The following is a 20,324-nucleotide window of genomic DNA, read 5'->3' as shown; positions in this document are numbered from 1 at the left end:
CGGGCGGCTCCCTGTCTTCAGGGATGTATCGCTAGACCGACTTCTGGTACGAGCGGAACGTGCGGGTCGACAGCCAGACCGCGATGACCGCGAGGGCGAGGAGCGCGCCGCCGCGGCCGAGGACGATGCCCCAGTCGGGGTCGGCCGACACGGCCGAACGGCCGGCCACCATGGCCCAGTTGAGCGGGTTGAAGTCGGCGATGTGGCGCATCCAGGAGGGCATCTGGGACGGCGCCATGAAGGCCGAGGACAGGAAGGTCAGCGGCAGCAGCAGGAAGGTGTTGATGCCGATGATCGACTCGCGCTGGCGGACCAGCATGCCGAGCGCGTTGGAGAAGGCGCCGAAGACCGTGCCGAGCAGGATCGCGGCGACGGCGAGGATGACCAGACCGCCGAAGCCACCCGGGTAGTGGGCGCCGCCGAGCTTGCCGAGCAGCAGGATGATCACCGTCTGGACGGCGATGCTGATGCCGTTCTGCACGACGTTGGCGTTCATCAGGGCGCCGCGGCTGACCGGTGTGGTGAGGAAGCGGTTGAGCGTGCCGCGCTCGATCTCCTCCAGGGTGCCCATGCCGGCCCACATGCTGGAGCCGAGTGCGCTCATCACCACGATGCCCGGGACGAGGTAGTCCAGGTAGGAGGTGGTGCCGAAGCCGCCGAGCTCGACGACCTTCTTGAACAGGTTGCCGAAGAGGAAGAGCCAGATCACCGGCTGGACGAGGGTGATCAGGAGATAGGCGGGCTGCCGGAAGATCGCCATCAGCTGACGCTGCGTCATGTACCAGGTCTGGGCGAGGGCGTTGGAGCGCAGGGGCGCACCAGTGACGGACTGGATACTCATCGGGAGTCTCCCGCGGTGGCGAGGGCGGGGGCTTCGGCTGCCGCCTCGGCCTCGGAGTAACGGCGTCCGGCATAGCGGAGGTAGACGTCGTCGAGGGAGGGACGGGCCACGGTCGCGGCGGCGACCAAGGCTCCGGCCCGCTCCAGGGCGGCGAGCAGGACGGGCACGGCGGCCGCGCCGTCGTCGGCGCGGGCGCTGACCCGGCGGCCGTCGAGCAGCACCTCGTGCACGCCGGGCAGACCGGAGAGCGCGTCGCGCAGCAGGGAGCGTTCGGTGACGGTCTCGCGCAGCTCCACATGGACGGCATCGCCGCGGAGCTCGCCCTTCAGCTCGTCCGGGGTTCCCTCGACGACGACCCGGCCGCGGTCCACGATCGCGATCCGCTCGCAGAGCCGGTCGGCCTCTTCGAGGTAGTGGGTGGTGAGCACGATGGTGAGCCCCTCGTCGCCGGCGAGGCGGGAGATCTCGTCCCACATCGCGGTGCGGGCCTCGGGGTCCAGCCCGGTGGTCGGCTCGTCGAGGAACAGCACCTCCGGCCGGTGCACCAGGCCGAGCGCGACGTCGAGGCGGCGCTGCATGCCGCCCGAGTAGCCCTTGACGATGCGCTTGGCCGCGTGGCCGAGGTCGAACCGTTCGAGCAGCTCGTCGACGCGGCGGCCCAGGGCCGCGCCCGTGAGCCCGTACAGGCGCCCCTGGAGCTGGAGGTTCTCGCGGCCGGTGGCGACGGGGTCGGCGCCGGACTTCTGTGCCACGACGCCGATCGTGCGGCGGACCCGGTCGGGGTGGCGCAGCACATCGTGCCCGGCGACGGTCGCGGTGCCGCTGTCGGGGCGGGCGAGGGTGGTGAGGATCTTGACGGTGGTGGACTTGCCGGCGCCGTTGGGGCCGAGCAGTCCGAAGACCTTGCCGGTTTCGACGGTGACGGCCATGCCGTTGAGGGCGGTGACATCACCGGGGTACGTCTTGATCAGATTGCGCGCCTCTACTGCGGGCGCCCGGGTGCTCATGACGGGGCTCTCCTGTGGTGAGCGGGGTGGTCGGTATGACGGACCGTTCCGCGTGAGAAGCGCCGGGCTATCCTTGGTGTGCCGCACCTTCGATCGCCTGGCCTGCCGCGCGCGGGTCGGGTCCGGGGTCGCAACCCCGGTGTGGGCTGCTGCAACAGCCCGTACCGGGGTTCTTTTTTTGCTGTGTGGGCAGGCCTAGGGGGTCTCCCCGGGCCGGCCGCGCGAGAGATCCTGATCCTCCAACTCCCGCCATTCCTCGGGCACTTCACCCGTGGAGTGCCAGGTGCGCCAGGCATCGACGCCACTGAGCGTGCCGTCGGCCATCTCCTTGAGGAAGCCGCGCACCCACTCCACCTCGGCGTCGATCATGTGGAGTTGGTACTCGCTCTCCACAAGGAAGACCCGGGGCAGCGTCTCGCACAGCTTCCGCAGCGCTCCTCGCAGCCCCGCGGCCCGCACTTCCAGCGTATTGACCCGCTGTTCGAGCAGCACGGCGACCTCGTCGGGCGGGAGTACACCCATGAGGGAGAGCGCGGTCTCGAAAATCGGGAACTCGTGCACGGGCACCGAGACGATGTCCGCCATCCAGTCGAGCATCTCCTCGCGCCCGGCGGCCGTGAGGGCATAGAGCGTCCGCTCGGGGCGATTGCCCTGCCGCTGAACATCGGCGACCTCGACGAACCCGTGCTTCTGAAGGTTCTGGACGACGGTGTACAGCGACCCGTAATTGATCTTGATGCTGTACTCCTTGCCACGCTGGCGCAGAGTCGACGCGATCTCGTACGGATGCATCGAAGCCCGCTCGGCGAGCAACACCAGAACGGCCAGCGCCAAGGGATTACGGAGCTTGCGCCGCCCTGCCGCCATGACCATCACCTCGTTCCCGAATACTCGTGGCCGAACATATCGCGACTGAGGGGTTGCGTCAAGCGCGATGTATCGCGAATTTCCATCCGAGGGATCCAGGAAAACCAGCTGCGTTCGCAACGCCGTGCGCAAGCCCGTTAGCGTGGCCGGCATGGGTATCGAAGATCGCCAGAACCTGGCCCGCTTCGGCGGGGGCCGGACCACGCGCCGGGCGGACCGAGTGGCGGGGGCCGTGGTCGGATCTGCGGTGGGCGATGCGCTGGGGGCGCCCTTCGAGTTCGGGCCGCCCGGGGTGTACTCGGGGCGGTTCCCCGACGGCGTCGGCACGATGTGCGGCGGCGGTGGCTGGGATCCGGGCGAAGCCACCGACGACACGCAGATGGCCGTGCTGGTCGCCGACTCGCTGCTGGAATGCGGCGGCCTCGAACCGGCCGACATCTTCCGGCGGTTCCAGCGCTGGGCGGTCTCCGGCCCCAAGGACATCGGGCTCCAGACCGAGGACGTCCTGACGAACGGCGAGCCCTGGCACCGCGCGGCCGCACTCCACTTCCAGGGCAACCGGCGTGCGGCGGGCAATGGTTCGCTGATGCGAGCCACCACGGCCGCCGTGTACTTCGCGGACGCGGGGCGCGAGGCGACGATGGCCGCGGCCCGCCGCATCGCCGCGCTCACCCACGGAGACCGGGCCGCCTGGGAGGGTACGGCGATCTATCACGACCTGATACGGGCAGCGCTGACCGGCACCGATCCGCTGTCGGCCGTGCCGGACGCGCTGGCCGCCGTCCACCCCGACCACCGCGTCCGCTGGTCGACGGTCCTGGCGCCCGACTGGCACCCCGACGACGCGACGGAGTTCAACGGCGCGGTCTGGCCCTGCCTCGGCTCCGCCCTCTGGGCCCTGCGCACCACCGACTCGTTCGAGCGAGCGCTCGGCACGGCGATCGACCTGGGCGGAGACACGGACACGGTCGCGGCGGTGACCGGCGGCCTGGCGGGTGCCTGTTACGGACTCCCCTCCATCCCGGCCCGCTGGACGACCCCACTGCACGTCCCCCTGCCGGGGTTCGGCGACCGGGTTCTGGGGGCAGCTGAACTGAGCGTTCTGGCACGGGAGTTGGGGGCGGGTGCGGCGACCGACGGCCGGGAGCCGGCCCGGTCCGCACGCAGAGATCAGCCCGGGATCAGCCCGCACCCGCAATCCGCAGCGCGGCATCAGCCGTAGCCGCGGCGAAGACCGCGACATCGCGGCCCGGTGCCGAGCGGTGGATCAGGATGACGCCTTCGATCAGGCCGAAGACCAGGTCCGTGCGCAGCGCCAGCGCGTCCCCGTCCAGATCGGCACAGGCCTCGGTCGCGGCGAGCAGTTCCCCGTACGCGGCCTTCAGTTCGGCGCGGTTGCGGTGGAACACGGCGAAGCGCTCGGCGCGTACCTCGGGGAGCAGATAGAGCGCCCCCAGGTTGTACGGACCGCCGCACAGCAGCTTCACGTCCGAGCGGCACAGCTCGCGCAGCCGGTCCTCGGCGCTGCGCGAGGCATCTTCGAGGAGCCGCCGCGCGAGCTCCAGGGAGGGGGTGACCGTCGACTCGAGCAACTCGGCGAGCAGGTCCTCCTTGCCGGAGAAGTAGTGGTACATCGTGGCCTGCCGAAGCCCCACCCGATCCGCCACCGCCCGGGTCGTGGTCGCCGCGTATCCGTGCAGCGTGAACAACTCGGCGGCCGCGCACAGCAGTTCATCGCGCGCGGCAAGACCGCTGTCCGGCCGCTGCACTGCCCGCGGCCGCCCGACCCTTCGCCCCGTCGTGGCACTCATGAACCCGATCGTCGCACACGCGGCCGAGGGGGGGTCGGGGGCGACGTTTCCAGGCCGCTCCGGAAGCGGCCCGCCACCCCCGCCCACGGTCGCGGCGTACGACCCGACTTGCGAGGCACGGGGTGGCCAAACCCAACGGAAGCGGACACGAAGCAGCCCCCGCCCACAACCCCGGCGGGGGCCACTCCAACCCGCGGCACGGAGCCCCGTACCGCCCGAGCGCTCACCCCACCGAGCTGTACGCCACGACTCCCCGTAGCAGCGCGTCGACCGCCTTGCGGGCGTTCTTCGCCACCGTGCTGTTCTCGCGCGGCGCCGCGGCCGCGATCTGGCCGAGGACGTCGATGACCTGCTTGCACCAGCGGACGAAGTCGCCTGCGGGCATGTCGGCCTCGCGGAGCACCTCGTCCAGGCCCTTGTCGGAGGCCCACTGGTAGGCGGCCCAGGCGAAGCCGAGGTCGGGCTCGCGCTGGCCCACACCCTCCGCCTGGTTGATCTTGTGGTCCTCTTCGAGGGCGTCGAGCCGGCCCCAGATCCGCACCATCTCGCCGAGCGCGGCCTTGGCCTTGCCGGAAGGCGTCTTGGGCGCCACGGCGTCGTCGGACTGCCGCGCCTCGTACACCAACGCCGATACGCAGGCGGCGAGTTCGGCCGGACTCAGGCCTTCCCAGACGCCCGCGCGCAGGCATTCGCTGGCCAGCAGGTCGAGCTCGCCGTACAGGCGGGCCAGGCGCTTGCCGTGCTCGGTGACCTCGTCGTCGCGCAGGTAGTCGAGCTCGGTGAGCAGCGCCACGATGCGGTCGAAGGTGCGCGCAATGGTGTTGGTGCGCCCCTCGATGCGCTTCTCCAGCTGCCGGGTGTCGCGCTGGAGGCGGTGGTAGCGCTCGGCCCAGCGGGCGTGGTCCTCGCGCTCGTCGCAGCCGTGGCAGGGGTGGGCGCGCAGGGCGGCCCGCAGCCGGGTGATCTCGCGGTCGTCGGCCGCCTCCGAGCGGGCCTTGCGGTGCCGCTCGGGGACGATGTGCCCGGCCTTGGTGCGCAGCGCGGACGCCAGGTCCCGGCGGGACTGGGGCGAGCGCGCGTTGAACGACTTCGGGACCCGCATCCGCTCCAGGGCCTCCACGGGCACCGGGAAGTCGATCGAGGCGAGCCGCTTGACCTGCCGTTCGGCGGTCAGCACGAGCGGGCGGGGCCCGTCGTGCTGCTCGAAGCCTCGGTGGCCGTTGGTGCGCCCGGCGGGGATCCCGGGGTCGAGGACGAGCGCGAGGCCGGCGAACTTGCCGGTCGGTACGTGGATGACGTCACCCGGCTTGAGCTTCTCCAGGGACGCCGCGGCGGCCGCCCGGCGCTGGGCCGCGCCGTGCTTGGCGAGCTCGGTCTCGCGGTCCTTGAGGTCGCGCCGCATCCGCGCGTACTCCTCGAAGTCCCCGAGGTGGCAGTGCATGCCCTCCCGGTAGCCCTCCAGGCCCTCCTCGTTGCGCTGGACCTGGCGCGAGATGCCGACGACGGACTTGTCGGCCTGGAACTGCGCGAAGGAGGTTTCGAGCAGCTCGCGCGAGCGGTGCCTGCCGAACTGCTGGACCAGGTTGACGGCCATGTTGTACGAGGGCTTGAAGCTGGAGCGCAGCGGGTAGGTGCGCGTGCCCGCCAGGCCCGCGAGCGCGCCCGGGTCCATGCCGCGCTGCCACAGGACCACGGCGTGGCCCTCGACGTCGATGCCGCGCCGCCCGGCCCGGCCGGTGAGCTGGGTGTACTCGCCGGGCGTGATGTCGGCGTGCTGTTCGCCGTTCCACTTGACGAGCTTCTCCAACACCACTGAGCGCGCCGGCATGTTGATGCCGAGGGCGAGGGTCTCAGTGGCGAAGACGGCCTTCACCAGACCCCGTACGAACAGCTCCTCCACGACCTCCTTGAAGGTGGGCAGCATGCCCGCGTGGTGGGCGGCGATGCCGCGCTCCAGGCCTTCGAGCCACTCGTAGTAGCCGAGGACGTTCAGGTCCTCGCCGGGGATGGAGGCGGTGCGCTCCTCGACGATCTCGCGGACCTTCTGGCGCGCTTCCTCGTCGTTGAGCCTGAGGCCCGCGTACATGCACTGCTGGACGGCCGCCTCGCAGGCGGCGCGGCTGAAGATGAAGGTGATGGCCGGCAACAGGCCTTCGGCGTCGAGCCGTTCGATGACTTCGGGGCGGCCGGGCGTCCAGATCCGCGACCGCGAGCGGCGCTCCCGCTCGCGGTCGGCCTCGCGGACCATCTTGCCGCGGCGCCGGTCGCGCGGGTTGTACGTCTTCTGGTTCTCCATCCGCGCCATGCGCAGCAGGTCGGGGTTGACCTCGCGCCTGGCGACACCGCGCCCGCCGTGGTCGGACTCCTCCTCGAAGAGGTCGTACATCCGCCGGCCGGCCATGACGTGCTGCCACAGCGGCACGGGGCGGTGCTCGGAGACGATCACTTCGGTGTCGCCGCGGACGGTGTCCAGCCAGTCGCCGAACTCCTCGGCGTTGGAGACGGTCGCCGACAGCGAGACCAGGGTGACGGACTCCGGGAGGTGGATGATCACCTCTTCCCATACGGCGCCGCGGAAGCGGTCGGAGAGGTAGTGCACCTCGTCCATCACCACGTATCCGAGGCCGAGCAGCGCCTGGGAGCCCGCGTACAGCATGTTGCGGAGCACCTCGGTGGTCATGACGATCACCGGCGCATCGGCGTTGACGCTGTTGTCGCCGGTCAGCAGGCCCACCTTGTCGGCGCCGTAGCGGCGCACGAGGTCGGCGTACTTCTGGTTGGACAGCGCCTTGATGGGCGTGGTGTAGAAGCATTTGCGGCCCTGCTCCAGGGCCAGGTGCACGGCGAACTCGCCGACGATGGTCTTGCCGGAGCCGGTGGGCGCCGCGACGAGCACGCCCTTCCCGGCTTCGAGGGCCTGGCAGGCCTCGATCTGGAAGGGGTCCAGATCGAAGTCGTACAGGTCGCGGAAGGGTGCGAGCGCGGTGGCCTGCTCGACGGCGCGGAGTCGGGCAGCTGCGTACGCTTCGGCTGGTGAGAGGTCCTCTGTCATCTTGTCTTCGAGCCTACCCGCCGCCTCTGACAGAGGTCGCGATCTTTATTGGAGGCCGCTACCGACGGCCTTCCGGCCGGGCGCCGGTACCGGTGCCAATACCCGTACGGCGGCGCGTACACACTCCGCGGTGAGCGGGAGCGGACCGAGGCGTTCCCCGTCGGCGTACCCGGTGATGCCGTCCGCGACGAGCGTGATCGAGGCGACGCGGTGGGTGGTGACCTTGGGGTGGCCGAGATGGGTGCCCTTGTAGACCTGCGGGAAGACCTTGAGCAGGGTCGCCCGTGAGCAGTCGCCGACGACGGTGACGTCGAAGAGCCCGTCGGCCGGATCGGCGTCGGCGCAGATGCGCATGCCGCCTCCGTAGGAGGACGTGTTTCCGACGGCGATCAGGGTCGCCTCGATCTCACGGGTCTCGCCGTCGTCGAGCATGATCTTGTACGGGATCGGCCTGAAGGCGGCCAGTTCGGCGAGCATCGCGAGGTCGTACTTGAAGCGGCCGCCAGGCCAGCGCATGCGGTTGCCGCGGTCGTTGACCTTGGAGTCGAAGCCGGAGGCGAGGACGGTGGCGAACCAGCGGTCGCCGACGCGGCCGAGGTCGATGTCCCTGATGTGCGCGCCCTTGAGGGCCTGAGCCGCGAGTTCTCCGGCGCGGGCCGGGTCGCGTATCGGCAGGCCGAGCGCGCGGGCGAAGTCGTTGCCGGTGCCCGCGGCGACGACGCCGAGCGGGGTCCTGGTCCCTGCGAGGGCCTGGAGGGCGAGGTTGACCATGCCGTCGCCACCGACGGTGATGAGCGCCCCGGTGCCGCCCTGGACGGCCTCGCGGGCCCGGCGCAGCGCGTCGTCGGCGTCCTCGCCGAGCACGGTGCGTACGGAGAATCCGGCGGCCCGCAACGCCGAAGCGGCCGGCTGCGCGGCGTGCGCGCCCCGGCCGCGTCCCGCGGCGGGATTGACGAAGAGGGTGATCTCGCTGGTCACCCGCCGGACCATACAAGGTCCGGCGATCACGTCAAGGTCAGGTGATGTCGTCGTACCCGTTGAGCTTGCTGGAGCGGCCGCCGTCGGCCTGCTCGGGCACGGCCGGGGCCGCGCTCACGGGTTCGACCGTGCCGACGTCCTCGGGGGTGAGGTCCAGTTCGGAGGCCTCGTCGTCCGCAGGTCCGGCCTCGGCGCGCTGCTTGCGGCGCTTGTCGTTCATCAGCGAAATGCCGACGGCGATGAAATAGAGACCGACGATCGGAGCGGCGAGCGAGAGCATCGAGACCGGGTCGACGGTCGGCGTCGCGAAGGCCGCGAAGATCGTGACACCCATGATCATTCCGCGCCACCAGCCCAGCATCCGGCGGCCGGTGAGAATGCCGCTGAAGTTGAGCATGACGAGGAACAGCGGCAGCTCGAAGGAGAGGCCGAAGACGATGATCATGCGGGTGACGAGGTCGATGAGCTCGTTCAGCGGCAGGAGGTTGGCCACCCCTCCAGGGGTGAAGTCCAGGAGCACCCGGGCAGCCGCGGGCAGAACGTTGTACGAGAACCAGCCGCCCGCGACGAAGAGCGGGAAGCCCGCCGCCACGAAGCTCAGCGAGTACCGCTTCTCGTGCTTGTGCAGGCCGGGCGAGACGAACGCCCACAGCTGGTAGAGCCAGACCGGGCTGGCCGCGACGACGCCCGCCACCATCGACACCTTGATCATCAGCGTGAACGGCCCCATGAGGCCGGACATGGTGATGTTGCCGCAGACCTCCGCGCCACCGTCCTTCTTGGTGAGCTCGGTGAACGGCACCGTGCAGTCCACGGCCTCCTTGATCGGCCGCGTGATCAGCTCGGCGATGTCCTTGTAGTAGAACGCCGCCACTATGGCGCAGACCAGGATCGCCAACACCGACTTCGCGAGCCGGTTGCGCAGCTCGCGAAGGTGGTCCGAGAGCGGCATCCGGCCCTCGGGGTCCCTCTGTTGTTTGCGGGCAGACTTGAGCAACCCACGTCCTCATCTCGTGCGGCAGGTCACTTTGGTCACAGAGGTGAACAGCGCCTGCTTCGGCCCGGTGTCAGCGCTGCGTCGTGTCCGTCGGCTCGGTCACCGGACGGGCGCTGCTCACGTCGCCGGGCGCGGACTGGATCGTGCGCTGGGCCGGCGGCTGCTCGGCCGGCGGGTCGGCCGGGGCGGGCTGCTGCCCCTCGGACTTCATGGCCTTGGCCTCGCTCTTGAGGATGCGGGCCGACTTGCCGAGCGACCGCGCCATGTCCGGGAGCTTCTTCGCGCCGAACAGCAGGACGACGACGATGAGGATGAGAATGATCTCGGGGGCGCCGAGCCTTCCGAACATAAGCGTTTACCTTCTCACCGAGGCTGCAGGATAGGGGGCTGCTGGGGGCAGCCGGACTGGTGTCCGACCGCCTTACGTGCAGCGATCGTAACGCGCAGGGGTAAACGCTGGGCAATCCCCGTGCGTACGCCCGTTTGCGGACCGGGCCTCGCTACCTGGACCGCGTTGTGCAGCGTACCGCCCCGAAACGGGCGACATCAGAGCGCACCGGTCACCTCAGCGTTTCCCCGGCGCCCGCGAGGTCGACGGCGGCGCGCTCCAGGTCCTCGGCGGCACGGTTGATCTTCCTTGTGGTGTCGGCCACTTGGCGGCCGAGCCGCTGCGCCTCGACGAACACCTTGATCGCGAGGACGCCGAGCACGGCGATCCCGAGGAAACCGAGGGCGATGGCGGTCATCGGCCAGAACATGGATGCGGACCCTAGACGGTGGAGTGGAGGCGGAGAGTGCGGACACCGCCGCCGGTGAGGAGTTCGATGATGCGCTCCCCGGCCGGCTTGCGGACGGCCGAGCCGCACTCGGGGCAGGTGAAGGAGTAGAAGGTGGTGCGGCGGCTGGCGCCGATGGCCAGGCGGAGCGCGGCCGCGCCGAGTTCGAAGCGGGCGCGGCACTCCGGGCAGGCCGCCTTGAAGAGGACCGGGATCATAGGACGGGAAATACCGGGCAATACCGACATGTTCCGCAATTCTCCTCAGCTCTGGTGGTCGAGCGCGGGCGGTTCCTCGTAGCCGGCGAGCGCCTCTCGGGCCGCGCGCCGGGCGCTCTCGGCGAGGTCGTCCGGCGAGACGATCCGGCCGTCCTGGCCGAGGCGCAGCGCCAGGCGCCGCAGCGACGCGGGGTCGGGCGTGCGCAGCGTGATCCGCAGGCCGCCGTCGGGGAGCTCCTCGGCGCTGTCGTGCGGGTAGTACTCGGCGACCCAGCGGCCGCCGGGACCGACCTCGACGACGACCTCGGGGTCCTCGGCGGACGGCTGGACGAGCCCCTCGGACAGGTCGCGCAGCTCCAGCTCGGGCGGCGCGGAGGCCTCGTCGAGCAGGCGGATCTCGGCGACCCGGTCGAGGCGGAAGGTGCGCCGGGCCTCGGAGAGCCGGCACCACGCCTCCATGTAGGTGTGGCCGACGGCGAAGAGCCGGATCGGGTCGACCTCGCGCTCGGTGAGCTCGTCGCGGGCGGGCGAGTAGTACTTCACCCACAGCCGGCGGCGCTCCGAGATGGCCCGGTCGACCTCGGCGAAGACGCCGCCCTCGGACTCGAACGTGACCGACAGCCGGGAGCTGGCGCCGGCGGCCTCGCCGGCCGCGGCCTCCAGCTTGGCGGTGGCCCGCAGCAGCGCCTGCCGGTCGCCCTCGCGCAGGCCGGGCAGCGTGGAGACGGCGCGGGCGGCGACGAGCAGCGCGGTCGCCTCGTCGGCGGCGAGCCGGAGCGGGGCCGCGACGTCGTCCGGGTTGTGCCACCAGATGCGGTCGCCGTCGGTGTCGATGTCCAGGAGGTCGCCGCCACGGAAGCTCGTGCCGCACATGGGCAGCACGTCGAGGTCGGAGATCAGTTCGTCCTCGGTGATGCCGAAGGCGCGGGCGACGTCCGCGACATGGGCGCCGGGGCGCTCGCGCAGATAGGTCACCAGCGACAGCATCCGCCGCGTCTGGTCGATGGCGTTTGCAGCCATGGTCGTACGGTCCCCCTCAGCCCTTGGCCACGGCGCGCAGCCGGTCCATCACGTCGGCCCGCAGGTCGGCGGGCTCCAGCACGACCACATCGGGGCCGAACTCCACGAGGTGGGCATCCAGCCCATGCCCGTACGGAATCTCCAACTCGTCCCACCCGTCGCCGAGTTCCCGCGTCGAGGCGGCCCGCGAGCGCAGCGGGTAGCCGGCCCCGGCGCGCAGCCGGATCCTGGCCGAGCGGGTCGCGGTCTCCCCCGCCCAGCTCTCGACGGTCTCGCGCACGGTGACGACATCGGGCACGGGCGCGGTGAAGGCGCCCGCGCGGGAGCGGACCCGGCCGGAGATGCGGCTGAGGCGGAACACCCGCTCGGCACCCCGGTCGCGGTCCCAGCCGGCCAGGTACCAGTGGCCGCGCCAGCACTCCAGGCCCCAGGGCTCGACGTGCCGGGTCTCGGGGCGTACCGCGGTGACCTTGCGGTAGTCGAAGACGACCGGGCGCCGGTCGCGGCAGGCCAGCATCAAAGGCTCGAAGGCCGTCTCATGGACCGGGATGCGTGGCTCGATGGCGCTGTGCTCGTACGGGTTGTCCGCTTCCGGCATGCCGGCGGCGCGCAACTTCTGGAGTGCTCCGCTGGCCGCGCCCGCGAGCCGGGCCTGCTGCCAGACGCGGGCGGCGAGCCCGAGGGCCGCGGCCTCCTCGGCATCCAGCTGGACCGGCGGCAGGCGGTTGCTGTCGCGGCGGGCGAGATAGCCGGTCTCGCCGTCGAGGTTCTCGACGGTCTCGATGACCAGGCCGAGTTCCCGCAGGTCGTCCTTGTCCCGCTCGAACATCCGGTTGAAGGAGTCGTCGGACCCGGCTTCGAGATAGGCCTCGATGGACTCGCGCAGCTCCCGCTTGCTGAGTGCGCGCCGTGTCCCGAGCAGACACAGCGCCAGGTTCATCAGCCGCTCGGCCTTGGCAATCGCCATCGATGCCCTACGCCCTCTCTCGTTGTGCGCTACGACCGTTGACCGTACCGCCCCCGGCTGCCCGGGCAAAAGCCGAGGGCCCATGCCAGCAGGCATGGGCCCTCGGTCTGATCAGGTCCGATCGCTCGGGACTGATCGAGGTGCGTCTCAGACGGAGACCAGGTCGCAGACGAAGATCAGCGTCTCGCCAGGGGCGATCGCGCTGCCGGCGCCGCGGTCGCCGTAGGCGAGGTGGGCCGGGATGGTCAGCCGGCGGCGGCCGCCGACCTTCATGCCCTGGATGCCCTGGTCCCAGCCGGAGATGACCTGGCCGGCGCCGAGCTTGAACTCCAGCGGGTTGCCGCGGTTCCAGGAGGCGTCGAACTCCTCGCCGGTGGAGAAGGCCACGCCCACGTAGTGGACCTTGACGAAGTCTCCGGCCTTGGCGACGGCGCCGTCACCCTCCCAGATCTCCTTGATCTCCAGGTCAGCCGGCGGCTGGCCCTCGGGGAAGTCGATCTCGGGCTTGTCGATGCTCACGTAATGCTCCTACTAATCGCTATGGGCAACCGGGACAGTCTTACACTGCTCCGAGGATGTCCACGACGAAGACCAGGGTCGAGTTGGCCGGGATGTCCGCACCCTGGGCCTTGTCCTTGTAGCCCTGCTCCGGCGGGATGACAAGCAGGACACGGCTGCCGACCTTCTTGCCGACCAGGCCCTTGTCCCAGCCCTCGATGACCTGGCCCTGGCCGATCTGGGTCGAGAACGGGGCGCCGGTCTTCCAGGACGTGTCGAACAGCTTCGCCTGCGGCAGGCCCTCGTTGGGCTTCCAGGTGGCGCCGCTGTACTGCATGTAGACGGTCTGGCCGCTCTTGACCTCGGCGCCCTTGCCCTCGATGAGGACCTGGTCGACGAGCTTCTTCGGCGGGTCGTTCTTCGGGACCGTGATCGTGGCGGCCTCGTCCTTGTCCGCCTTGATCTGCGGCAGGTCGGACGGGATGGCGGCCTGGGTGCCCTCGACCTTCTTCGGCATCACGCTGTCGACGTCGAGGACGAAGACCAGGTTGTCGGTGCCGGAGACGCCGAGCTCCTGCTTGCCCGCGGCGCCGAACGCGGCGGACGGCGGGGCGACGACCAGGACGCGGGCGCCGACCTTCTGGCCGAGCACCGCCTCGCTGAACGCGGGGATGTAGGTCTGCGAGCCGGCCGGGATGACCTGGGGCACGCCGTCCTTGTCGTAGGAACCGGCGAGGTCCTTGCCGCTCTTCCAGATCTTCCCGGTGTACTTCGTCACCGCGAGGTCGTTCTTCTTGACCTCGGGGCCGGTGCCAGCGGTCAGCGTCTTGACGACGAACTTCCCGCTCGGGTCGCCCTTGGGGATGGTGATCGTGGGCTTCTTGCCCAGGTCGCCCGCGACGGTGGGCATCGGCGAGGCGTCGGACACCGGCTTGGGGGCGGCGGGCTGGGACGCCTGGTCGGAGGGGGAAGCGGACGCGTCCTTCTTCTTCGCCGAGTCGTCACCTCCTCCGCAGGCCGCGGTGAGCATCAGGGCCGGCACGATGAGCGCGGCAGCAAGTCGGCGTCGCACAGTGGTCCTCGGGGTAGCTGGAACGGTCGGAGCCGCCACTCTACGGCCCCACTCCGGTACCACAAGGGTCCGGCATGCCCGTGGGCCCCGTACGCAACAGCGCACGGGGCCCACGGCCGGAACCTCTGGTACGTCTCACATGCCGGCGATCAGCTTCTCCACCCGGTCGTCGACCGACCGGAACGGGTCCTTGCACAACACGGTGCGCTGCGCCTGGTCGTTGAGCTTCAGATGCACCCAGTCGACGGTGAAGTCCCGGCGCTGCTCCTGGGCACGGCGGATGAAGTCGCCGCGAAGGCGGGCCCTGGTGGTCTGCGGGGGCACCGACTTGCCCTCGAAGATCTTCAGGTCGTTGCAGATCCTGGCCGCCTGGCCCTTGCGCTCCAGCAGGTAGTACAGGCCCCGCCGGCGGTGGATGTCGTGATAGGCGAGGTCTATCTGCGCGACCCGCGGGTGCGACATGGTCATGTTGTTCTTGGCCCGGTACCGCTCGATGAGCTTGTACTTCATGACCCAGTCGATCTCGGTGCCGATCCGGTCGAGGTCCTCGGCCTCGATCGCGTCCAGGGTGCGGCCCCACAGTTCGAGGACCTGGTCGACGGTGCCGGTACGGATGCCGCGGCGCTCCACAAAGTCCACGGCCTTCTCGTAGTACTCGCGCTGCACTTCGAGGGCGGAGGCCTCGCGACCGCTGGCCAGGCGTACCTTGCGCTGGCCCGTGATGTCGTGGGAGACCTCGCGGATGGCCCGGATCGGGTTCTCCAGGGTGAGGTCGCGCATGACCGTGCCCGCTTCGATCATGCGCAGGACGAGGTCGGTGGCCCCGACCTTCAACAGCATGGTCGTCTCGGACATGTTGGAGTCGCCGACGATGACGTGCAGGCGCCGGTAGCGCTCGGCGTCCGCGTGCGGCTCGTCCCGGGTGTTGATGATCGGACGCGAGCGGGTGGTGGCGGAGCTGACGCCCTCCCAGATGTGCTCGGCACGCTGGCTGACGCAGTAGACCGCGCCGCGCGGGGTCTGCAGCACCTTGCCGGCGCCGCAGATCAACTGGCGGGTGACGAGGAACGGAATGAGGATGTCCGCGAGCCGGGAGAACTCTCCGTGCCGGGCGACGAGATAGTTCTCGTGGCATCCGTAGGAGTTTCCCGCCGAGTCGGTGTTGTTCTTGAAGAGATAGACGTCGCCCGCGATTCCCTCCTCGTGCAGGCGGCGTTCGGCGTCGACGAGCAGGCCTTCGAGAATGCGCTCGCCGGCTTTGTCGTGGGTGACCAGTTCGGTCACGTTGTCGCATTCGGGAGTTGCGTATTCCGGATGCGATCCCACGTCCAGGTAGAGGCGGGCGCCGTTCCGCAGAAAGACGTTGCTGCTGCGGCCCCATGACACAACACGGCGGAAGAGGTAGCGCGCCACTTCGTCAGGAGACAGTCGGCGCTGTCCCCTGAACGTGCACGTGACGCCGTACTCGTTCTCCAGCCCGAAAATGCGGCGGTCCATGAGTGAACATTACGCCTGATGGCCTGAGCTGAAACCGGGTTCGACGGCACGGTTTCGATCATTTTCGTCAACTCCGGCGACATCAGGCCGACGCCCGGGAGCTGCCAGGACGCGCTGGGTGGCGAGGAGTACGACGAGGGCCGCGAGGCCGCCGCCGCCCGCGACCGCGAAACTGGCGCCCGTTCCGCCGAGTTCGACCGCCGGGCCCGCGGCCGCCGTGCCGAGCGCGGTGCCGACGCCGAAGGCCGTCACCAGCCAGGAGAAGGCCTCGGTGACCGTGCCTCGCGGTGCATGCCGGTCGACGACGATGAACGCGCAGGCGATGGACGGCGCGAGGAAGAGGCCGGAGACGACGGTGAGCGCGGCCATCGCGGGAACGCCGGGGACCAGCGTCAGCGGCAGGTAGCCGACGGCGAGCAGCGCCACGAGGATCCGCAGCCGCCTCTCGGGGGCGCCGCCCCACTGGCGGGCCCCGTAGACGAGCCCGCCGAGCAGCGCGCCCAGCCCGTTGGCCGCCATCAGCCAGCCGTAGATCGTGTCGCTGCCGTGGTCGTCGGCGTAGGCGGACGCGGCGACGATGATGGCGCCGAGCGCGAGGCCGACGAAGAAGAACGAGCCGAGCAGCGCGAGCAGTCCGGGCGAGCGCAGCGCGCCGAGCCAGTGCGCCTCACGGGGTGCCGAACGCCAGGTCCTGGACGGCTCGGAGAGTACGACGCTGAGCGCGCCGAGCACCCCGAGGGCGTTGATGAGCAGCAGCGCGGTGGCGGGCGACCAGAGGGCTATGGACACGGTGACGAGCAGCGGGCCGACCGTGAACATCACCTCCTGGGCTATCGCGTCCATGGCGTACGCGGTGTGCACCTGGTCCTCGCGCTTGAGGACGCTGGGCCACAGGGCGCGGAGGCCGCCTTCGAGGGGCGGTGTGGCGAGCCCGGCGACGAGGACGGCCGCATAGGCGGCGGCCACCGGCTCGATGCCGACCACGGCCAGCAGGACCATGCCGAGGGCCGCGACGACGGAGGCGGGGAACATGACGCGCGGCTGTCCGTACAGGTCCACGGCCCGCCCAAGGAGCGGCTGGCCGACGGCCGTGGCCACGCCGTACACGGCGGTCAGCGCGCCCGCGAGCGAGTAGCTGCCGCCCTCGGCCCGTACGAAGAAGACGACTGCGATCGCGGCGGTCGCGTTCGGCAGCCGGCCGGTGAGGGTGCCCGCGAGCAGCCGCGCGGCATGCCGCGTCCGAAGGATCTCCGCGTATCCCGCCGCCATGGCCACTCCTCAAGTGTTACGTATAACTTGCGACGTCATACGTACCATGTGGCAAGTCCGCGGGTCCACCCCGCGCCCGCCCACCAGCCGCCCTGGAGGACCTGTGACCAGCCCGGAAAGACCGGAATCCACTCCGGTGGCGGCCCGCGCGGGGGTGCGCGCCGCCCGCGCCGCGATGTCCGGGCGGCCGGCCGGGTCCCGGCCCACCAGCCGGGACGTGGCGAGCGCGGCGGGCGTATCGCAGGCCACCGTCTCGCTGGTCCTGGGCGACAAGTGGCGCGGCCGGGTCTCCGAGCGGACCGCGGGCCTGGTCAGGGAGGCCGCACGCGAGCTCGGCTACCGCCCCAACCTGGCCGCGCGCAGCCTGCGGCTCGGCCGCACCAGAACGGCGCTGCTCGTCGTGCCGGCCATGACCAGCGAGTTCTTCGCCCGGGTCTACGCGGGCGCGGCCAAGGTCGCCGCCGAGCACGGCTTCGGGGTGGTGCTCTACCCCTCCCCCGAGGGCATCGGCCCGGCCCGCGACCCCTTCGACTCCGCCCGCACCGCGCTCGACGGGGTGATCGCCTCCTCGATGGCGGCGGGCGCGCTCGCCTCGATCCGCGGCAGCGACCTGCCGCTGGTCATGCTCGACAGCGACCCCGAGGAGCCGGGCCCCGCGGCCCACGTCAACCTCGACATCGCCGACGGCGTACGGCGCCTGACGGAGCATCTGCTCGGGCTCGGCCACCGCCGGTTCCTGCATGTCGCGGCGGACGTGGACTCCTGGACCTTCGTCGTACGCGCCCGGGCCTGGGCCGACGCGCTCGCCGGGGTGCCGGGCGCCGAGCTGCGTACGGTCCGGGCCGCGCTCGGCGTGGACTCCGGGCGGGAGGCCGCCGAGCAGGCTCTGCGCGCCCCCGGCCCGCGCCCGACCGCCCTGGTCTGCGACGACGACTTCCTGGCCGCGGGCGCCTGCAAGGCGGCCCACCGGCTCGGCCTGCGCATCCCCGGCGACGTGTCGGTCACCGGATTCGACGGCCTCACCCTCGCCACCGCCCTGGAGCCGGAGCTCACCACGCTCGCGCTGCCCGCCGAGCAGGTCGGTGCCCGCGGCATGGCGGCGCTGCTCGCCGTCCTTGAGGGGCGCCCGCCCGAGACCGGGGACCTGCCCGTCTCGCTGGCCGTACGGGGCTCAACGGCCGCGCCCCGGCCCGCCTGAGGCGGAACCGGGGCGCGTGCGGAAGCGGGGGGACTACTCGTCCTCCGTTTCCTCCAGGTCCGAAGGGGCCTCGGTGGGCTCCGTCTTGGCCACATCGGCCTGGAGCAGCCGGGAGAGCTGACGGCCGACGATGCGCTTGAACTTCCGCTGCTGCGGCCGCGTCCGGTCCAGGACCGCGACCTCCAGGCGCTCGGCGGGGATCTCCCGGTCGGCGCCGTTCGCCTGGTTCGACAACGCCTGCACGGCCAGCTTCAGCGCCTCGGCGAGCGACATGCCGTCCTGGTGGCGCTGGTCCAGGAACGTGCTGATCTGCTCGGCGTTGCCGCCGACCGCGACCGAGCCGTGCTCGTCCACGATCGAGCCGTCGTGCGGCAGCCGGTAGATCTGGTCGTCTTCGGGGGTGCTGCCGACCTCGGCGACGACCAGCTCCACCTCGTACGGCTTCTCGCCGACGCTGGAGAAGATGGTGCCCAGCGTCTGCGCGTAGACGTTGGCGAGCCCACGGGCCGTCACGTCGTCGCGGTCGTAGGTGTATCCGCGCAGATCCGCGTAACGGACGCCGCCGATGCGGAGGTTCTCGTACTCGTTGTACTTGCCGGCGGCCGCGAAGCCGATCCGGTCGTAGATCTCGCTGAACTTGTGCAGCGCGCGGGACGGGTTCTCACCGACGAACACGATGCCGTCGGCGTACTGGATCACGACCAGGCTGCGGCCGCGGGCGATGCCCTTGCGGGCGTACTCCGCACGGTCGGCCATGGCCTGCTGGGGTGAGACATAGAACGGGGTCGACACCGGCTAACCGTCCCTTTCTGTCAGTGGCTGGGTCATCTCGGGGCCTGCTCGGGCCTCAGAGGAGGGAGGCCCGGGGGCCGTCGGGCTGCTCCAGCCGCCGCTCCAGGATGGTGCGGGCGAGCTCGGAGGACTCCGCCTCGGTGAGCCTGCGGAAGCCGTCCTCGGTGATGACGGTGACGATCGGGAAGATCCGGCGGGCCATGTCCGGGCCGCCCGTCGCCGAGTCGTCGTCGGCGGCGTCGTAGAGCGCCTGGATGACGAGCGTGGTCGTCTCCTGCTCCGTCAGATCGTCGCGGTAGAGCTTCTTCATGGAGCCCCGGGCGAAGATGGAGCCGGAGCCGGTGGCGGCGAAGCCGTGCTCCTCGGAGCGGCCGCCGGTGACGTCGTAGGAGAAGATCCGGCCCTTGTCGCGGTCCACGTCGTAGCCCGCGAAGAGCGGGACCACGGCGAGGCCCTGCATGGCCATGCCCAGGTTGCTGCGGATCATCGTGGAGAGCCGGTTGGCCTTGCCCTCCAGGGAGAGCGTGGCGCCTTCGACCTTCTCGAAGTGCTCCAGCTCCAGCTGGAAGAGCTTCACCATCTCGACCGCGAGGCCGGCGGTGCCGGCGATGCCGACCGCCGAGTACTCGTCGGCCGGGAAGACCTTCTCGATGTCGCGCTGGGCGATCATGTTGCCCATGGTGGCCCGCCGGTCGCCGGCCAGCACGACCCCGCCGGGGAACGTCGCCGCGACGATCGTCGTGCCGTGCGGCGCTTCGATGTGACCCTGCACGGGCGGCAGGGCGCGCTTGCCGGGCAGCATCTCCGGCGAGTGCTCGGACAGGAAGTCCATGAATGAGGAGGAGCCAGGCGTCAGGAAGGCAGCTGGTAGACGCCCGGTGCCACGAGTGTTGGCTTCCACGAGTTTCCTTCCAAGTAGGCGGCAGCCCGACGGACGGTGCTGGGGATTTCCCCCAACAGGCCGATGGCCGAATTGCAGTTGAAGCACAGTACGCCTGGGACCCTACCCGCCGTGCGGCAATGATCCACATGAACGGCTGGGCGGGACAGGCCAATTACGCGGTTGCCCCTGGAGTGCCGGGCAGTGCTGCCGTGGGAAGCCCGCGTCCCTGTCCGGGCTTCCCACGACGCACCCCGACGTTCACGTCCGTGAACTACTGTCCGCCCTTTTGAACGAAGGACCGCACGAAGTCCTCGGCGTTCTCCTCAAGGACGTCGTCGATCTCGTCCAGGACGGAGTCCACGTCGTCGGAGAGCTTCTCCTGGCGCTCCTTGAGGTCCTCCGAAGCCTGCGCGTCCTGCGCCTGCTCCTCGACCTCCTCGGTGGAGCGCGTCGCCTTCTGCTGGCCGCCGCCGGTGTCCTTGGTCGCCATCTACCTCACCCCGCTCGGTTCGATGTCCATGATCAGACCCTACAAGCAGGGTCTGACATCGGCCCCGCACTTTCTGGAACGTGCGGGGCCT

22 protein-coding genes are annotated in these 20,324 nt (G+C 70.5%); 2 read left to right on the top strand and 20 right to left on the bottom strand.

From position 1 onward, the window contains the following. Positions 1-31: 31 nt before the first annotated feature. From ACSHXC_RS31150 to ACSHXC_RS31140, 3 genes are all read right to left on the bottom strand, one after another. Positions 32-841 (bottom strand): ABC transporter permease, encoded by an 810-nt coding sequence (locus ACSHXC_RS31150; protein ID WP_438294739.1) that lies wholly within the window; start codon positions 839-841, stop codon positions 32-34. Continuing rightward, positions 838-1,848: an ATP-binding cassette domain-containing protein gene (locus tag ACSHXC_RS31145; RefSeq protein WP_438294738.1), complete on the bottom strand. Its 1,011-nt coding sequence runs from the start codon at positions 1,846-1,848 to the stop codon at positions 838-840. Before ACSHXC_RS31145 ends, ACSHXC_RS31150 begins: the two co-directional genes overlap by 4 nt. A gap of 195 nt (positions 1,849-2,043) precedes the next feature. Continuing rightward, positions 2,044-2,715, bottom strand: coding sequence for a PadR family transcriptional regulator (locus ACSHXC_RS31140; RefSeq protein WP_438294737.1), 672 nt, complete (start codon positions 2,713-2,715; stop codon positions 2,044-2,046). Between the two features lie 151 nt (positions 2,716-2,866). On the opposite strand from ACSHXC_RS31140, the gene ACSHXC_RS31135 reads away from it, so the two are divergent. Next, the gene (locus tag ACSHXC_RS31135; protein ID WP_438294736.1) at positions 2,867-3,937 is read left to right on the top strand and encodes an ADP-ribosylglycohydrolase family protein; all 1,071 of its coding nucleotides are present in this window, start codon (positions 2,867-2,869) and stop codon (positions 3,935-3,937) included. On the opposite strand, the gene ACSHXC_RS31130 is transcribed toward ACSHXC_RS31135, so the two are convergent. From ACSHXC_RS31130 to ACSHXC_RS31070, 13 genes are all read right to left on the bottom strand, one after another. Further along, a complete protein-coding gene (locus tag ACSHXC_RS31130; protein ID WP_438294735.1) occupies positions 3,897-4,526 on the bottom strand; it encodes a TetR/AcrR family transcriptional regulator in 630 nt (209 codons plus the stop codon). The two genes, ACSHXC_RS31135 and ACSHXC_RS31130, sit on opposite strands and share 41 nt — an antisense overlap. Positions 4,527-4,749: 223 nt before the next feature. Continuing rightward, on the bottom strand, positions 4,750-7,578 hold the full coding sequence (locus ACSHXC_RS31125; RefSeq protein WP_438294734.1) for a DEAD/DEAH box helicase: 2,829 nt from the start codon (positions 7,576-7,578) through the stop codon (positions 4,750-4,752). Positions 7,579-7,623: 45 nt separating this feature from the next. Beyond that, the gene (locus ACSHXC_RS31120; RefSeq protein WP_438294733.1) at positions 7,624-8,556 is read right to left on the bottom strand and encodes a diacylglycerol kinase; all 933 of its coding nucleotides are present in this window, start codon (positions 8,554-8,556) and stop codon (positions 7,624-7,626) included. 37 nt (positions 8,557-8,593) lie between these two features. Further along, positions 8,594-9,553: a twin-arginine translocase subunit TatC gene (gene tatC, locus ACSHXC_RS31115; RefSeq protein ID WP_438294732.1), complete on the bottom strand. Its 960-nt coding sequence runs from the start codon at positions 9,551-9,553 to the stop codon at positions 8,594-8,596. A gap of 70 nt (positions 9,554-9,623) precedes the next feature. Next, on the bottom strand, positions 9,624-9,902 hold the full coding sequence (gene tatA, locus ACSHXC_RS31110) for a Sec-independent protein translocase subunit TatA (protein WP_053723515.1): 279 nt from the start codon (positions 9,900-9,902) through the stop codon (positions 9,624-9,626). A gap of 211 nt (positions 9,903-10,113) precedes the next feature. Further along, positions 10,114-10,311 carry a hypothetical protein gene (locus ACSHXC_RS31105; protein ID WP_114037925.1) on the bottom strand — a complete coding sequence of 66 codons (198 nt, stop codon included), beginning with the start codon at positions 10,309-10,311 and terminating at the stop codon, positions 10,114-10,116. An 11-nt stretch (positions 10,312-10,322) separates the two neighbouring features. After that, positions 10,323-10,577, bottom strand: coding sequence for a hypothetical protein (locus tag ACSHXC_RS31100; protein ID WP_438294731.1), 255 nt, complete (start codon positions 10,575-10,577; stop codon positions 10,323-10,325). Positions 10,578-10,592: 15 nt separating this feature from the next. Continuing rightward, positions 10,593-11,567, bottom strand: a complete 975-nt coding sequence (locus ACSHXC_RS31095; protein WP_053723512.1) for a helix-turn-helix transcriptional regulator — start codon at positions 11,565-11,567, stop codon at positions 10,593-10,595. Between the two features lie 16 nt (positions 11,568-11,583). Further along, positions 11,584-12,534: a helix-turn-helix transcriptional regulator gene (locus ACSHXC_RS31090; RefSeq protein ID WP_438294730.1), complete on the bottom strand. Its 951-nt coding sequence runs from the start codon at positions 12,532-12,534 to the stop codon at positions 11,584-11,586. Positions 12,535-12,681: 147 nt separating this feature from the next. After that, positions 12,682-13,053, bottom strand: a complete 372-nt coding sequence (locus ACSHXC_RS31085) for an FKBP-type peptidyl-prolyl cis-trans isomerase (protein WP_053723510.1) — start codon at positions 13,051-13,053, stop codon at positions 12,682-12,684. 40 nt (positions 13,054-13,093) lie between these two features. Further along, positions 13,094-14,104, bottom strand: coding sequence for an FKBP-type peptidyl-prolyl cis-trans isomerase (locus tag ACSHXC_RS31080; protein WP_438294729.1), 1,011 nt, complete (start codon positions 14,102-14,104; stop codon positions 13,094-13,096). A 135-nt stretch (positions 14,105-14,239) separates the two neighbouring features. Beyond that, a complete protein-coding gene (gene pafA / locus ACSHXC_RS31075) occupies positions 14,240-15,601 on the bottom strand; it encodes a Pup--protein ligase (protein ID WP_053723508.1) in 1,362 nt (453 codons plus the stop codon). Between the two features lie 9 nt (positions 15,602-15,610). Continuing rightward, entirely contained in the window at positions 15,611-16,870 is a 1,260-nt protein-coding gene (locus ACSHXC_RS31070; protein ID WP_438294728.1) for an MFS transporter, read from the bottom strand. Positions 16,871-17,045: 175 nt separating this feature from the next. Here ACSHXC_RS31070 and ACSHXC_RS31065 point away from each other — a divergent pair, with 175 nt between their 5' ends. Continuing rightward, positions 17,046-18,068 (top strand): LacI family DNA-binding transcriptional regulator, encoded by a 1,023-nt coding sequence (locus ACSHXC_RS31065; RefSeq protein ID WP_438296920.1) that lies wholly within the window; start codon positions 17,046-17,048, stop codon positions 18,066-18,068. A gap of 33 nt (positions 18,069-18,101) precedes the next feature. On the opposite strand, the gene prcA is transcribed toward ACSHXC_RS31065, so the two are convergent. The 4 genes from prcA to ACSHXC_RS31045 all read right to left on the bottom strand — a co-directional run bounded on the left by prcA (position 18,102) and on the right by ACSHXC_RS31045 (position 20,233). Then, positions 18,102-18,860 carry a proteasome subunit alpha gene (gene prcA / locus ACSHXC_RS31060; protein WP_344375862.1) on the bottom strand — a complete coding sequence of 253 codons (759 nt, stop codon included), beginning with the start codon at positions 18,858-18,860 and terminating at the stop codon, positions 18,102-18,104. 55 nt (positions 18,861-18,915) lie between these two features. Then, positions 18,916-19,761: a proteasome subunit beta gene (prcB, locus tag ACSHXC_RS31055; protein ID WP_189962086.1), complete on the bottom strand. Its 846-nt coding sequence runs from the start codon at positions 19,759-19,761 to the stop codon at positions 18,916-18,918. Continuing rightward, a complete protein-coding gene (locus ACSHXC_RS31050; RefSeq protein WP_438296918.1) occupies positions 19,713-19,910 on the bottom strand; it encodes an endonuclease domain-containing protein in 198 nt (65 codons plus the stop codon). Before ACSHXC_RS31050 ends, prcB begins: the two co-directional genes overlap by 49 nt. 104 nt (positions 19,911-20,014) lie before the next feature. Next, positions 20,015-20,233, bottom strand: a complete 219-nt coding sequence (locus ACSHXC_RS31045; protein ID WP_016325855.1) for a ubiquitin-like protein Pup — start codon at positions 20,231-20,233, stop codon at positions 20,015-20,017. Positions 20,234-20,324 lie beyond the last annotated feature (91 nt).

It is taken from the genome of Streptomyces sp. HUAS TT7 (assembly GCF_051550175.1).
Classification (GTDB): Bacteria; Actinomycetota; Actinomycetes; order Streptomycetales; family Streptomycetaceae; genus Streptomyces.
The sequence above is the reverse complement of the archived record's forward strand: the minus strand, read 5'-3'. Positions and strand labels throughout refer to the sequence as shown.